Origin of the sequence: Nocardiopsis exhalans (genome assembly GCF_024134545.1) — a bacterium.
Classification (GTDB): domain Bacteria; phylum Actinomycetota; class Actinomycetes; order Streptosporangiales; family Streptosporangiaceae; genus Nocardiopsis; species Nocardiopsis exhalans.
The window spans coordinates 3,159,636-3,173,713 of record NZ_CP099837.1 but is presented as its reverse complement, the minus strand read 5'-3'; the positions used below and the strand labels follow the sequence as shown (position 1 = coordinate 3,173,713).

Sequence of the window (14,078 nt, the reverse complement as noted above, 5' to 3'; positions counted from 1 at the left end):
GCGCGCGCGGTACGGTGGCGCCGAACTCGGAGCGAAGGGGGCGGACGATGGTGGACGAGACCGATCTGCGGCATCTGCGGCGCGCGGTGGACCTGGCCGCGCGGGCGCTGGACGAGGGTGACGAGCCGTTCGGTTCGGTGCTGGTCGGCGCGGACGGGACGGTGCTGTTCGAGGACCACAACCACGTTGCCGGTGGCGACGCCACCCGGCACCCGGAGTTCGCGATCGCCCGTTGGGCCGCCGAGAACCTCTCTCCCACCGACCGTTCGGCGTCGACGGTGTACACCTCGGGCGAGCACTGCCCGATGTGCTCGGCCGCGCACGCCTGGGTGGGGCTGGGCCGGATCGTGTACGCCAGCTCCTCCGAGCAGCTGGGCTCCTGGCTGGCGGAATGGGGGGCCGCGCCCGGTCCGGTGCGACCGCTGTCGATCACCGAGGTGGCCCCGGGGCTGCCGGTGGCGGGCCCGGTCCCCTCCTTCGCCGAGGAGATCCGGACCCTGCACGCCCGCCTGCAGGGGCGCACCGGTGATCGGACCTGATCACGTCTCAGTGGCCGCCGTGCCCGCCCGCGTGGTCGTGGCCCCCATCGATCCCCAGGTCGCGGGCGACCTCGTCCTCCGTGCCGGGTTCGACCACCAGGAACTGGCCCATCATTCCCTGGTCCTCGTGTTCCAGCAGGTGACAGTGGTACATGTACGGCGCCTCGGGGTCGACGTGCTCTCCGAACTCCACCGCGATCCGAACCGAGGTGTTCGGTGCCACGTAGACGGTGTCCTTGCGTCCGGTCAGCTCCGGTGGGGGTTCGACGCCGTCGATGTCCAGGACCCGGAAGGCCACGTCATGGATGTGGAAGTTGTGCACGACGCTCGGGTTCTCGATGGTCCAGATCTCGGTGGCGCCCGCCGGGACCACCTCGTCGATCCGGGACATGTCCATGGAGGCGCCGTTGATGTGCGCGGTTCCGCCGAGTGTGAAGACGCGTTCGGTGGCGTCTTCGGGCGGGGTGATCTCGGGGGTGGTGGCCAGCTCTGCGGGAATGGGTTCACCGGGCGTGAGCTCGCCGGCCGCTGTCAGGCGCAGGATGTCGAACTCGTCGTCGGCCCCGGCCAGCCGGTCCTCGGCGAAGCTCCCGGCCTGCTTCGGGGCGTAGCTGCGCAGCACGACGTCGTCGCCGGGGTCGAAGTCGACGACGATCTCCGCCCGCTCCCCCGGTGAGAGGCGGATGCGGTCCAGCTCCACCGGCGCGGGCAGGAGCCCGGTGTCGGTGCCCACCAGCTGGAAGGCGCGGTCGTCGTCGAAGCCGAAGTTCATCGAGCGCGTGTTGGAGCCGTTGAGCACGCGAAGGCGCACTCGTTCGCTCTCCACCTCGAAGTAGGGGTCGTGGGTGCCGTTGACCAGGATCTGGTCGCCCATCAGCCCGTAGGTGGCCTGCATCCACAACGGTCCGGTCGCGTTCAGGTCGAGCTCACCGTCGGATCGGAAGGAGCGGTCCTGGACCAGGAGGGGAAGGTCGTCCACCCCGTAGTCGTTGGGCAGCCCTTCGGTGACGTCGTCGTCCTCCACGATGATCATCCCGGCGACGCCCCGGTACACGTGCTCGGCGGTGGCCCCGTGCAGGTGGGGGTGGTACCAGAGGCTGGCCGCGGGTTGGTCGACGGTCCACTCCGGGGACCACGCCTGCCCCGGTTCGATCTGCTGATGCGGGCCTCCGTCCATGGCGGCGGGCACCCGCATGCCGTGCCAGTGCAGGGTGGACGTCTCGGGCAGGTCGTTGGTGACGTTCATGGCCACGTCGTCCCCGCGCTCCAGGCGCATCGTCGGGCCGAGGTAGGCGCCGTTCACACCCCAGGTGGCGGTCTCCTGCCCCGGAAGGAACTCGCTGGTCCCCTCTTGCATGGTGAGATCGAAGCGCTTGCGCCCGTCCTCGTCGATGACGGGTTCCAGCTCGGGTGGCACGTGTAGTTCGTTGGTGAAGGAGAGCTCACCGACGTTGGTGACCCGTAGGGCCGAGTACACCCAGATCCCGGTACCGGTGAGGACGAGGGCGAGCACTGCCACCACCGAGACCGTCCACAGGACGATCCTTCGCAGTGGTCCAGGTCGCTTGGGCATGGATTGGCTCCAGGGGGGGTCGCCGAGTGTGAGGGGCTGCTGTGTAAGGGCTCCAGTCTTTCACTCTGCGTAGCGGGAGGATATCGGGGCTTGCCCCGGAGAACTCCCCCAACCGCCCCTTAGCCCCCGCTCGGGGACTCCCCGAATCCCACCCCGAACAGCCGAACCCGGCCAGGGCCCCGGGACTACCGACGGCGGGCCCGGTCCCCCTCCGCCGAGGAGATCCGGGCCCGCCGCGCCCGCCTGCACGGGCATACCGATGATCGAAACTGATCACTTCGATCAGGAGCCGTCGGTCGCTGATTCTGTCGGCCGAAACGCCCCTGGTCAGGGTTACGGCCCACCCTCGAACCGGCTGTAGCACCGGGTCGATATCGATGGCCCCGGCAAGCGACGGCACCGGACCTCAGACCGCTGAGGAGCGCCCCAGGGCATCGCTTGCGTCCGGCCTGGGTCCGGGTCAGCCCTCGCGGATGGTCATGCGGGTGATCTGGTCGCCCTGGACGGTGAAGGCGAAGGAGCTCAGTCCGTTGGCGTAGTTGGAGCGCCAGTCGCCGACCACCGTGACGCCGTCACCGTCGGGTACGGCCGACTGGACGGACAGGACGCCCCGGGCTCCGATGAACTCCTTGTCGCTCCAGCGTTTGATGGCGTCGCGGCCCTGGAACTCCCGGCCCCAGTCGTCCACCACCCCGTCCGGGGTGAAGGCGTCCAGGAAGCCCTGTTCGTCGTGGTCGTTGACCCTGTCGATGAACGAGGCCACCGGCTCGGGAATGCTCACACTCATGTCCGCCTCCGTGTTTTGGCTGGATCTCGGATGAATCCGGTCGTACTTCGGGTGGCCCTCACAGGTCCGGGTAGAGCCAGGACCTCAGCAGTCTGCTCAGGGTCGGCATCAGTACGTAGGTGAGCAGGGGCGCCATCACCGTCGGCAGCACCACCGTGCGCAACGGCAGCGGCCAGTCCTGGAACAGCGGCGCCACGAAGGCCGTGAACAGCAGCACGCACGGGTAGACGGCGGTGAAGGACACCAGCGCCATCTTCCACTTCGGCGGCGGCCGGACGGCGGTCCTCGGCAGGCTGAACCAGGTCTCCATGCCGGTGGTGCGCACCCTGCGGTCGGCCTCGGTGGCGATGCCCTCCAGCTCGGCGATGGTCCTGGCGCGTTCGGGCGAGCCCAGCCACGCTTCCAGGGCTCTGCTGCCCGAGAACCGCAGCAGGGCGTGGTAGTGGCCGCCGGGGTCGTCCGGGGCGATCCAGGTGACCCCCTGGTGTCCGGGGAAATCGGTCGCGACCTGGTTGACCCGGTGCAGCCACGCCTCGAACTCGCTCTCCCGGCCCGGAGCGACGTCCCAGGTGAACACCACGGTCACGGGCTCCTCGGCCGGGCCGGATCCCGCGTCGTTCCCAGAGCGCCCCGAACCGACACCAGAACCTGTGCCCGGACCGGGACGCGGCCCGCCTGTCGCGGCCGCGTCCCCCTCGCTCTCTCGTGCGGACATATCAGGCGGGCTCCATCACCGACTCGACGGTGATGGGCAGGTCGCGGAACCGGCGACCGGTGGCGTGGAAGATCGCGTTGGCGATCGCCGCCGCGGCCCCGACCTGGCCGATCTCGCCCACGCCCTTGACCCCGAGCGGGTTGACCACCCGGTCCTCGACCTCGATGGTCTCCACCACCACCTCCGGGGCGTCGGCGTTCACCGGCAGCAGGTACTCGCCCAGGCTCGGGTTGGCCCAGCGCCCCTGGTTGGGTTCCATGTGGGTGGCCTCCAGCAGCGCCTGCCCCAGGCCCCACAGCATGCCGCCCATGAGCTGGCTGCGCGCGGTCCTGGGGTTGAGCACCCGCCCGGGGGCGAACACCCCGGTCATCCGGCGCACCCGGACCAGGCCGAGGTCCGGGTCGACGGCGACCTCCGCGAACTGGGCGCCGAAGGTGCCCGTGCCGTAGCCGCTGTCGGGCCCCGGCGGGTGCCACTCCCCCACGGCCTCCGCGTCGAAGGTCATGTTGCGGCCCAGCATCTCGCCATAGGTCTCCCCCGTCCCCGGGGCGCCGCGCAGGGACATGCGCCCGTCGGAGACCTGGATCTGACCGGGGTCCGCGCCGTGCAGCGGGGAACCCTCGTCGGCGACGGCCTGCGCGAGGAGCTGGTCGCGCAGCTTGACCGCGGCGACGTGGACGGCCGCGCTGATCGCGCCGGCTCCCGCGGAACCGACCGCGGCGACCGTGTTGGGCAGTTCGGTGTCGCCGTAGTGGACGGTGACGGACTCGGCGGTCAGGCCCAGGCCCTCGGCCCCGACCTGGCGCAGGATGGTTCCGGCCCCGGTGCCGATGTCGGAGCAGCCGGTCTCGAGGACGGCCCGACCGTCGGCGTAGACCCGGGCGCGGGCGCGCTGCGGGTTCATGACGGCGTACACCGGGTAGATGGCGCTGGCCATCCCGGTGCCCAGGAGCCAGTTGCCGTCCCGGCGGGCGCCCTGGACCGGGCGCGGGTCGCGCGAGGCCCAGCCGAAGAGTTCGGCGCCGCGCGCGTAGCACTCCTTGAGCCCCTTGCTGGACCAGGGGTTCCCGCTCTCGGGGTCGGTGTCGGCGTGGTTGCGCAGCCGGAGTTCGATCGGGTCGATGTCCAGTTCGTGGGCGAGCTCGTCCATGGCCGTCTCGATGACGAACGCTCCGGTGCCCTCGCCGGGCGCGCGCATGAACGTCGGGGTCATCGTGTTGGACCGGAACAGGCTGTAGACGCCCTCGAAGTTCGGGCAGGCGTAGAGCTGGGCGGCGGGGCCCAGCGACGGCTCGGCCCAGTCGTCGTAGTGGGAGGTGGGCGAGAGCTTGCGGTAGCGGAGGGCGGTCAGGGTGCCGTCCAGGCGCGCGCCCAGGGTCAGGGTGTGTTCCTGTTCCTCCCGGTGGCCGGTGTTGCTGAACGTCTGGGTCCTGGTCAGGGCGAGGGTGACCGGGGCGCGCACGTGCTGGGCGGCCATCGCCGCCAGGGTGGGGTGCGCCCAGATCATCGCCTTGCCGCCGAAGCTGCCGCCGACGAACTCGGCGATCACCCGTACGTCCGAGGGCGGGATGCCCAGGAGTTCGGCGACGGTGAGCCGGGTGGCGGTCGGCCCCTGGGTGGAGTCGTGGATGGTGAGCTTGTGGTCGTCCCACACGGCGGTGGCCGCGGAGGGTTCGATCGGGTTGTGGTGGTTGGCCGCGAAGTGGTGGGTGTTCTCCAGCACCACCTGGGCCTGGGCCATGCCCTGTTCGACGTCGCCGCGGTCCATGCGGCCGGGGACGAACCCGCCGAAGATGCGTTCGGCCTCGTAGGCCTGCCCTCGGCCCTGGTCGATGGTGGTGACCCAGGGCTCCCCGGCGTAGCTCACCTCGACGAGTTCGGCGGCATGCTCGGCCCGTTCCAGGGTGTCGGCGACGACCATGGCGACCGGCTGGCCCGCGTAGTGGATCCGGTCGTCCTGCATCGGGAAGAAGCTCTGCCCGTGCGCGGTGGTACCGGCCAGGGACGGGATCAGGTGCGGCTGCGCCGCGACCCTGGGCAGGTTCAGGTGACTGAGCACCGCCAGGACGCCCTCGGCCGCGAGGGCCCGGCTGCTGTCGATGTCGGTGATCCGGCCGCTCGGAACCTCCGAGCACACCAGTACGGCGTGCGCGGTTCCGGACGGGTGGTGTTCGGCGGAGTAGCGTGCGGCTCCGGTGACCTTGGCGTGCGCGTCGACCCGGGGCAGGTTCCGGCCGATCTGCGGTGGGATGCTCATACCGTCCCTCCTCGGGTCCGCGAGGCGACCTCGGTGAGGGCGCGGACCATGGTGCGCTGGGCCAGCTCGATCTTGAATCCGTTCATGCTCCGCGGAACGGCGTCGGAGAGTTCGGCCGCGGCGGCACGCGCGAACGCCTCGGGTTCGGCGGTGGCGCCCAGGAGCATCTGTTCGGCGCGCCGGGCCCGCCAGGGTTTGGTGGCGGCGCCGCCCAGGCCGACCCGGACCTCGGTGACGGTGTCGCCCTCCATGCTGAGCGCGACGGCGGCGGAGGTCAGGGCGAACTCGTAGGATTCACGGTCGCGCACCTTCAGGTAGTGGGAGGTGCGTGCCATGGGCAGGGCGGGCAGGTCGATCGCGGTGATGAGCTCGCCGTGCCCGATCGGGTGCTCCAGGTCGGGTGTGTCGCCCGGGAGCAGGAAGAAGTCGTCGAAGGCGACCGTGCGCTCCCCTTCGGGGCCGCGCAGGCGGATGACCGCGTCCAGGGCGGTCAGGGCCACGGCCACGTCGGACGGGTGGGTGGCGATGCAGTGGTCGCTGGTGCCCAGGACCGCGTGGGTGCGGTTAACGCCCTCGATGGCCGCGCAGCCGCTGCCCCGTTCGCGCTTGTTGCAGGCCCGGTCGCCGTCGCGGAAGTAGGAGCAGCGGACCTTCTGCATGAGGTTTCCGCCCATGGAGGCCATGTTGCGCAGCTGGGCGGAGGCCCCCTTCTCCAGGGACTCCGAGACCATCGGGTAGCGATCGCGGACGACCGGGTGCGCGGCGACGTCGCTCATCCGGGACAGCCCGCCCAGTCGGATACCGCCGTCGGCAAGCTCCTCGATGGCGGCGATGGGCAGGTCGTTGATGTCCACGACGCGGCGCGGGCGGACCACGCCGATCCGCAGCATGTCGACCTCGGTCGTGCCGCCCGCCAGGTATTCGCTGGTGGGGTCGGCGGAGACGTCGGCGATGGCGGAGTCCATGTCCGAGGCGCGGGAGTAGGCGAAGGAACGCATCAGGCCTCCCCTCCCTTTCCGGTTCGGCCGTCCCCGGCATCACGGACCTGGCAGATGGCCTTGCGGATGTTGGGGTAGGCGGCGCAGCGGCAGATGTTGCCGCTCATCCACTCGGCCACCTCGGCGTCGTCGCCGTCGTGCCCCTCCTTCATGAGGGCGACGGCCGACATGAGCTGGCCCGGTGTGCAGTAACCGCACTGGAAGGCGTCGTTGTCGATGAAGGCCTGCTGCATCGGGTGCAGGTCGTCCCCGTCGGCCAGGCCCTCCACGGTGGTGACCTCGTGGCCTTCGCAGGCGACCGCGAGGGTGAGGCAGGCGACCACGCGGCGGCCGTCCACCCACACCGTGCAGGCGCCGCACGCGCCCTGGTTACAGCCCTTCTTGGGGCCGGTGATGTCCAGGCGCTCGCGTAGGGCGTCCAGCAGGCTGACTCGGGGTTCGAGTCGGACGCGGTGGGTCGCGCCGTTGACGGTGAGGAGGATGTCGGTGGCTTCGGGTCCGATCTCGCCCCGCTCCCGGTCAGCAGGGGTGGCCTGGAGCGGGATCGCGGGACCGGCGACACCGGTCCGTCCCTCGCGCGGCGGGGTCATGACACCTCCCCGAGGTCGCGGCGGCGGAGATCGGGGCCGCGAAGATCCGGACTACAGAAGCAGTGGAAACGGTGGCCGGGCATGGGATGTCCCCCTGGAATACGCGGATGGTTCCTGGTCGGCCTCCCGTTCTGCTACGGGCACAGCCGAGGGTGGAGGCCTTGGTGACGCCACTCCTTGAAGATGCTTCCAGTCCAGGGGTTTTACGGGCATCGTGTGCGTCCCAAGGTCGGGCAAACAACTCCTGTGCCTCAACCCTTTCAGCGGGTTTTGGAGCTAACCTCCCGGCGACCGGTGGAGTCGTCGAGGAGGAGAGGGTATGCGTGGTCGCCCCGGCCTGTCCCGGTCCCTGGCCTGGTTCCTGGCCGCCGCCGTGCTGCTGCACTTCGCGTACCCGCTGACCCTGAACGGGCAGCTGTGGGCGCTGGCGTACACACTCCTTTACCCGTTGGTGGTCTTCCTGGGCCTACGCGTGGTCCTGCCGCCGGGGAGGCGTCTGTTCCCCGTGTCGGTGTTCTCGGCGGTGTTCCTGACCGCCGGATTCTGGGCCGTGTTCCACCCTGAGACCCCGCTGGCCCGCCTCGGGCTCTTCTCCGCCATCGTGCTCTTCCAGGGCTATCTGATCCTGGCGCTGCTGACGTTCATCTTCACCTACGGACAGCGGCACCGAAGCAGCCACGGACCTCAGCTGGTCATGGCGGCGATCTGTGTCTACCTCCTGCTGGGCGGGTTGTTCGGAGCCCTGTTCGGCTTGATGGAGGCGCTGTGGCCGGGTGGATTCGAGAACTCCCTCGACCCGCACGCACCGGTGACCTGGCAGGAACTCAACTATCTGAGCTTCGTCACCCTGGTCACACTGGGATACGGCGACATGGTGCCGGTCGGGGCTTGGGCACGCTCACTGGCCGTCTGCGAGGCCGTTGCCGGCACCCTGTTCCTGGCCACCGTCATCGCCCGCATCGTGGGCGCCTACGTCTCCCCTCCCGGGCCGGAGCCCGATGGCGACGATCCCACCAAAACCGACCACCCCGACTCCCCCGAACCGGGCCCGCCCGTCGGGAAGGGCTGAGCGGGCCCGCCTCCGTGGTTCGAGGATTCGGGACTCAGGAGGGTCAGGACCCAGGGGCTCGGAGCCCGAGGGCTCAAGAGTTGGTTCAGGAGGCGGCGGGCTCGCTGTCGAGCGAGGCCATCAGAAAGCTGGCGTAGCGCTCTCCCGCGACCTCCTCCTGCGGGGCCGCGGCTTCAATCGCGGCCAGGTCAGCCGGGGACAGCGCGACCTGCGTGGCTTCCAGGGACTCGGTGAGCCGATCGTGGAGCTGCTGGCCGCGGAGGGGCGCGAAGCCGTCTCCACCAGGGCCGTGGGCCAGGCCGCCGGGGTGCAACCGCCCACGATCTACCGGATCCTCGGGGACATGGCCGGACCGCTCGACGCCGTCACCGCCCACGCCTTCGACGCCTACCTGAAGATCAAGGCCACGCACCCGCCGGGCCCGGACCCGGTGGCCGACCTGCGCGCGGGCTGGGACACCCACGTGGAGTTCGGCCTGGCCAACCCCGAGCTGTACAAGCTGATGTACGGTGCCCCCGCCCCGGGACACGAGCCGCAGGCCGCCCGTGAGGCCGCCTCGCTGCTGCGCGGGCTGATCAGGCGGATCGCCGAGCAGGGGCGTCTGGCCGTGGAGCCCGAACTGGCCGCGCAGATGGGCCAGGCGGCCAACAGCGGGGTCGTCCTCCTTCTGATCGGCGCACCGGAGGAGGAGCGCGACCCCGAACTCTCCCCGCGCACCAGGGAGGCCGTCCTGGCCGCGATCACCACCGGGTCGGAGGACACCGGCTCGGGCGAGACCGCCCCCGGCCGGGGGCGCGGCGGCCCAGGCCATCGCCCTCCAGGCCGGGATCGAGGCGATGACCGACCGCTTCTCCCCGGCCGAGCTCGCCCTGCTCACCGAGTGGCTGGGCCGCATCGCCCGCACCTAGCACAGAACGAGGCCCGCCGTGGAGCGATCCGCGGCGGGCCCCGGTGCTCCCGGGGCGTGCACGCCCCGGAAGCCGGAAGATCAGTTCCTGTCGTCCTCTTCGGGTTCGAACTGGCCACGGATGACGCGGCCGCGGTTCGGAGCGGGACTGCCCTGGTCGGAGGGGCCCGAGTCGGGGCCGCCCGGGGCGGAGCCTCCAGGGTTGGGGCCGAAGGGGTTTCCGGGCATGCCGGAGCCCGCCGGACCACCGGGGCCGAAGGGGCCTTGGCCCGGGATGGTGGCGCCGCGGGCGGCGTACTCCTCGTTCACACGTTCCTGCATCTTCTTCATCCGGCGGACCGCCCAGCCGGCGAACACCCAGCGCAGGGCCGGCCGGGTGAGCGGGGTGGCCAGGAGCAGTCCGACCACGGCGGTGAGGAAACCCGGGATGACCAGCAGGATGCCACCGGCCATGAGCATCAGCGGGTCGAGCAGACCCTTGCGGGGCTGCTCTCCGGTGCGCATCGCCTCGTCGGCCTGCTCGATGACCTCGCGAAAGGCACGGCCGGTGCGGCGCAGCACGGCCACGCCCAGGATCATCAGCGAGGCCAGGGCGGCCAGGGTCCACGGGACACCGATCTGACCGCCGACCCAGATCATCAGGCCCACCTCAAGGAACGGCAGAGCCATCAGTGCCAGCACAATCAGCAGTGGCATCGCGAACCATCCTCAAATCTCGTGGACCGAACTACGGGTCTCCCCCTGGTGGGAAGAACGTCCCCGTGGTGTGAATGGTTCCCGGCACAGGGCCGCTCACGCACACGGGATGTCCTTCCCTGACGCCCATCTGGCCGATGTCCTCCGCCGACGCGACAGCCGCGACGAAGGAGTCCGGTCAGCTGGGACCGGGGGCCGGGGCGTATCCCCGGTGATCTTGCTACCAGTAGCAAGTTCGGCGCCGATTTCGCTTCTGGTAGCAAGATCATCCTCAGGAGGGGGGCCCGAACTCGGGTCGGGCTTGGGTCCGGCGGGAGGCGACGACCGCGGCGATGACGGCGCCCAGGCCGAGCGCCGCGATCAGGGCTTCGGGGGCCGGGCCGAGCCGGGTGGCGACGGTGGGACCCTCCATGGCGGTGAGCTCGGCCACGTGGATGTCGGGGGCGGCCTCGGGTGACTCGTAGACGACCCGGCCGTCGGGCTCGACCACGGCGCTGATCCCGCTGGTGGAGACCACCACGGCGGGGCGGCCGTGTTCGACGGCGCGCAGCTGGGTGATGGCCAGCTGCTGGTTGGACTGGCCGGTGAAGTTGTAGTTGGCGTTGTTGGTGGGGATCACGATGATCTGCCCGCCCTCGGCCACGGAGTCGCGCACCGGCTGGTCGAAGGCGACGTCGAAGCAGATGCCCACGGCCAGGGTGGTGCCCGCCATGTCCAGGGCGCCGGGCTCGGTGCCGGGGACGGCGTCGGAGCTGACATGCTCCAGCCGGGAGACGAACCGGGTGAAGAAGTCGCGGTAGGGGATGTACTCGCCGAACGGCACGAGGTAGCGCTTGTCGTAGTGCTCGCCGGGCCCGGTCTCGGGGTCCCAGACGACACTCTGGACGTAGCGGCTGCCGTCGTCGTTGAAGCGGCTCATCCCCCACAGCAGGGGCACCCCGATGTCCGCGGCGGCGTCGTTGATGGTCTGTTCGGCGACGGGGTCGCGGAAGGGGTCGATGTCGCTGGCGTTCTCCGGCAGCAGCACCATGTCGGGTTCGGGGTACTCGCCCGCGCGAACCGCGTCGGCGAGGTCGTGGACGCCGTCGGCGTGGTTCTGGAGCACCTCCATGCGCTCGCCGAGGATGGACATCTCGCCGACGTTGGGCACGTTGCCCTGGACCATGCCGACGGTGACGGTCTCCTGCGGAGCGGGGCGGCCGATCGCGGGCGCCACGAGGCCGCCCAGGACGATCGCGGCGCTGGCGGCCAGGCCGACGGCCGGGAGGATCACTCTGGCGCGTCCCCGCGCGGCCACGGCACGCAGGAGCGTCCACACCAGCATGGCGCCGGTGAGGGCGACGGCGAAGGTGACCAGCGGAGAGGACCCCAGAGCCGCGTAGCCCACGAAGGGCGTGTCCGGCTGGGCGAAGGCGAGTTTGCCCCAGGGGAAGCCGCCGAGCGGCCAGCGGGCGCGTACGGCCTCCTGGGCCACCCACAGGGCGGCGGTCCACACCGGCCAGCAGGGCAGGCGCGCGACCAGGGCCAGGCCCATGGCCATGGGCAGGAAGTAGACGGTCTCGGCGGCCGAGATGGCCAGCCACACGTCGACGCCGATGAAGTCCTGCCACTTCAGCAGCGGAACCATGAGGGTCGCGCCGGACAGGGCGCCGAGCCAGGCGGCGCGGCGCATTCGCGTCCCGCCGACGGCCAGGAGCAGGAGCGCGGCGCTGATCGGGCCGAGCCACCACAGGCCGTACGGCGGGAGCGCGAAGAGCTGGGCCAGGCCCGCTCCGACCGCGGCCAGAGCCCTCCAGAGGAGGTCGAGACGGCCCCAGCGGTACCCCGGGGCCAAGGGGGACCACACTGTGGCCCGTGCCTCGGACTCCGGCGCCGTGGTGTTCGGCGAGGGTCTGTCGGGACTCGGAGCGGGCTCCGGCCCCTTCTGCTCGGCAACCACGTGGGGTGCTCGCTTTCCGCTGGAGTGTGAGGGTCCTGGCGGTCAGCATATTGGGGGGACGCGGAAAAGGCCCGAGCCACCCTTCGGACCGGCTCCGTCCCGTCGGCGGCGAGCTCGGAAGACCGTTGTCTACTGGATGTTCGGGCCTTTTCCGGGTCCAACCCCCCGCCCGGTCGCGGTACTCCGCCCCTCACCCGATCCCAACTGCACCTGGCGCGTGATGCAGCGTCCAATCGGACGAGTGGGGGCCGCACAACCGGTCCGTCCAGTGCTGGACTGGTCGTTAGGTTACCCAGACTCCCCGACCCCTCGCCTCAACCCGGGTGCCGTGTCGTGGCTACCGGATCAAGTGACGGGAGGGAAGAAAGTGATGAACCGTCGGACAGGCTAACGTACCTGAGCCCAGCACGCCAGCTGGCCAGGGGTGGTTTGCGCATGACCGCAATCGGATCGAAACCAAAGCCGCCCTGGACATTTTGATCGCAATCATGTCTGATGTGATCAACGAACCAGCCTGCTTCGATCAACTTCGAACACCGAGCTGGTTTGGCAGCACCGAAGGGCAGGATCTACGGCCACGAGATCCGCCCGACATCGAATACGCCACACCACCGACCCAACGCGGGAGCTGACAGCCATGGCGGAGATCGTCCTCGAGGGCGTCGACAAGATCTACGGCGGCGACGTCAAGGCCGTCGACAACCTGAACCTGCAGATCAACGACGGCGAGTTCATGGTGCTCGTCGGCCCCTCCGGCTGCGGCAAGTCCACCGCGCTGCGCATGATCGCGGGTCTGGAGGAAATCTCCGCGGGCACCCTGGTCATCGGCGACGAGATCGTCAACGACCGTCCGCCCAAGGACCGCGACATCGCGATGGTCTTCCAGAACTACGCGCTCTACCCGCACATGACCGTCGAGCAGAACCTCGCCTTCGGCCTGAAGCTGCGCAAGGTCGCCAAGACCGAGATCGCCCGCCGCGTCGGCGAGGCCGCCGAGATGCTGGGCCTGGAGCCCTACCTCAAGCGCAAGCCGGGCGCGCTCTCCGGTGGTCAGCGCCAGCGTGTGGCGATGGGCCGCGCCATCGTGCGCGAGCCGCAGGCCTTCCTCATGGACGAGCCGCTGTCCAACCTGGACGCCAAGCTGCGCGTGCAGATGCGCGCCTCCCTGAACCAGCTCCACGAGCGCCTGGGCGTCACCACCGTCTACGTCACCCACGACCAGATCGAGGCGATGACCCTCGGCGACCGGGTCGCGGTACTGCGGGACGGCCGCCTCCAGCAGGTGGACACCCCCAAGCGTCTCTTCGACTCCCCCGTCAACCTGTTCGTGGCCGGTTTCATCGGTTCCCCGGCGATGAACTTCGTCGACGCCGAGCTCTCCCGCGACGGTGACGGCGCGGTGCTCAAGTTCGCCGACCACAAGCTCCCCGTCCCGGCCAGCCTCCTCGAGGAGCGCCCGCACCTGGGCGAGTACGTGGGCAAGTCGGTCATCCTGGGCATCCGCCCCTCGGACTTCAACGACGCCGAGTTCGACGGCAACGGCGACCCGCGCATCGACGTGACCGCGAACGTCACCGAGGAGCTGGGTACCGAGATCAACGTGATCTTCGGCATCGACGCCCCGCCCGTGCGCCACGAGGACGCCACCGCCCTGGCCAAGGACGCCGCGGGAGACGAGGAGAACGGCGAGGCCATGCCGCTGAGCGACGACCGTTCGCTGTTCACCGCCCGAGTGAGCCCGCGCAGCAGCGTGCGCCCGGGCAGCACGATCAGCCTGTCCGTGGACGTCAGCCAGCTGCACTTCTTCGACCAGGAGAGCGGCCTGGCCATCGGCCACCCGGACAACGTCTGAATCCTCTGACGCCCGTCCCCTGACGTCACCCCTCCCGCCGGTCTTGCACTCCCGGACCGGCAGGTGCGGGCGGCGCCCCATCCCCCGGGGCGCCGCCCGCACTGTTTTCGGGGGGTGCTGATTTTCGGCTGGTCCGCTTCCCGCCGGTCAGGTGCC

General features: G+C 70.4%; 11 protein-coding genes and 1 pseudogene. 4 read left to right on the top strand and 8 right to left on the bottom strand.

Annotation, left to right across the window (positions count from 1 at the left end; all coding sequences use genetic code 11):
* The first annotated feature begins 47 nt into the window (after positions 1-47).
* A complete protein-coding gene (locus NE857_RS14025) occupies positions 48-539 on the top strand; it encodes a nucleoside deaminase (RefSeq protein WP_254421391.1) in 492 nt (163 codons plus the stop codon).
* Between the two features lie 7 nt (positions 540-546).
* On the opposite strand, the gene NE857_RS14020 is transcribed toward NE857_RS14025, so the two are convergent.
* The 6 genes from NE857_RS14020 to NE857_RS13995 all read right to left on the bottom strand — a co-directional run bounded on the left by NE857_RS14020 (position 547) and on the right by NE857_RS13995 (position 7,459).
* Entirely contained in the window at positions 547-2,112 is a 1,566-nt protein-coding gene (locus tag NE857_RS14020) for a multicopper oxidase family protein (protein WP_254421390.1), read from the bottom strand.
* Positions 2,113-2,572: 460 nt separating this feature from the next.
* Positions 2,573-2,899 carry a nuclear transport factor 2 family protein gene (locus NE857_RS14015; protein WP_254421389.1) on the bottom strand — a complete coding sequence of 109 codons (327 nt, stop codon included), beginning with the start codon at positions 2,897-2,899 and terminating at the stop codon, positions 2,573-2,575.
* Between the two features lie 58 nt (positions 2,900-2,957).
* Entirely contained in the window at positions 2,958-3,485 is a 528-nt protein-coding gene (locus NE857_RS14010) for an antibiotic biosynthesis monooxygenase (protein WP_254421388.1), read from the bottom strand.
* 130 nt (positions 3,486-3,615) lie between these two features.
* Positions 3,616-5,871: a xanthine dehydrogenase family protein molybdopterin-binding subunit gene (locus NE857_RS14005; RefSeq protein ID WP_301184333.1), complete on the bottom strand. Its 2,256-nt coding sequence runs from the start codon at positions 5,869-5,871 to the stop codon at positions 3,616-3,618.
* A complete protein-coding gene (locus NE857_RS14000; RefSeq protein ID WP_254421387.1) occupies positions 5,868-6,869 on the bottom strand; it encodes an FAD binding domain-containing protein in 1,002 nt (333 codons plus the stop codon). The genes NE857_RS14005 and NE857_RS14000 overlap by 4 nt, the downstream gene beginning before the upstream one ends.
* Complete coding sequence (locus NE857_RS13995; protein WP_254421386.1) at positions 6,869-7,459, bottom strand: (2Fe-2S)-binding protein; 591 nt, start codon at positions 7,457-7,459, stop codon at positions 6,869-6,871. The genes NE857_RS14000 and NE857_RS13995 overlap by 1 nt, the downstream gene beginning before the upstream one ends.
* A gap of 319 nt (positions 7,460-7,778) precedes the next feature.
* Between NE857_RS13995 and NE857_RS13990 the strand changes: the two genes are divergently transcribed.
* Together NE857_RS13990 and NE857_RS34490 are read left to right on the top strand one after the other, a co-directional pair.
* Positions 7,779-8,528: a potassium channel family protein gene (locus NE857_RS13990; RefSeq protein ID WP_254421385.1), complete on the top strand. Its 750-nt coding sequence runs from the start codon at positions 7,779-7,781 to the stop codon at positions 8,526-8,528.
* A pseudogene (locus NE857_RS34490) lies at positions 8,458-9,141 on the top strand (TetR/AcrR family transcriptional regulator); the annotation flags it as partial. The gene NE857_RS13990 and the pseudogene NE857_RS34490, both read left to right, overlap by 71 nt.
* A 375-nt stretch (positions 9,142-9,516) precedes the next feature.
* Here NE857_RS34490 and NE857_RS13980 read toward each other — a convergent pair.
* Together NE857_RS13980 and lnt are read right to left on the bottom strand one after the other, a co-directional pair.
* Positions 9,517-10,131, bottom strand: a complete 615-nt coding sequence (locus NE857_RS13980; protein WP_254421384.1) for an FxsA family protein — start codon at positions 10,129-10,131, stop codon at positions 9,517-9,519.
* Positions 10,132-10,402: 271 nt separating this feature from the next.
* Positions 10,403-12,070, bottom strand: coding sequence for an apolipoprotein N-acyltransferase (gene lnt, locus NE857_RS13975; RefSeq protein WP_425572128.1), 1,668 nt, complete (start codon positions 12,068-12,070; stop codon positions 10,403-10,405).
* Positions 12,071-12,707: 637 nt separating this feature from the next.
* Between lnt and NE857_RS13970 the strand changes: the two genes are divergently transcribed.
* Positions 12,708-13,922 (top strand): ABC transporter ATP-binding protein, encoded by a 1,215-nt coding sequence (locus tag NE857_RS13970; protein ID WP_254421382.1) that lies wholly within the window; start codon positions 12,708-12,710, stop codon positions 13,920-13,922.
* Positions 13,923-14,078: the final 156 nt, after the last annotated feature.

Excerpts from the sequence above, each read along its gene's own strand:
- NE857_RS13995 (WP_254421386.1), bottom strand. The coding sequence starts at position 7,459 with ATGACCCCGCCGCGCGAGGGACGGACCGGTGTCGCCGGTCCCGCGATC.
- NE857_RS14005 (WP_301184333.1), bottom strand. The coding sequence starts at position 5,871 with ATGAGCATCCCACCGCAGATCGGCCGGAACCTGCCCCGGGTCGACGCG.
- NE857_RS14025 (WP_254421391.1), top strand. The coding sequence starts at position 48 with ATGGTGGACGAGACCGATCTGCGGCATCTGCGGCGCGCGGTGGACCTG.
- NE857_RS13990 (WP_254421385.1), top strand. The coding sequence starts at position 7,779 with ATGCGTGGTCGCCCCGGCCTGTCCCGGTCCCTGGCCTGGTTCCTGGCC.
- NE857_RS13980 (WP_254421384.1), bottom strand. The coding sequence starts at position 10,131 with ATGCCACTGCTGATTGTGCTGGCACTGATGGCTCTGCCGTTCCTTGAG.
- NE857_RS13970 (WP_254421382.1), top strand. The coding sequence starts at position 12,708 with ATGGCGGAGATCGTCCTCGAGGGCGTCGACAAGATCTACGGCGGCGAC.
- NE857_RS14015 (WP_254421389.1), bottom strand. The coding sequence starts at position 2,899 with ATGAGTGTGAGCATTCCCGAGCCGGTGGCCTCGTTCATCGACAGGGTC.
- NE857_RS14000 (WP_254421387.1), bottom strand. The coding sequence starts at position 6,869 with ATGCGTTCCTTCGCCTACTCCCGCGCCTCGGACATGGACTCCGCCATC.
- NE857_RS14020 (WP_254421390.1), bottom strand. The coding sequence starts at position 2,112 with ATGCCCAAGCGACCTGGACCACTGCGAAGGATCGTCCTGTGGACGGTC.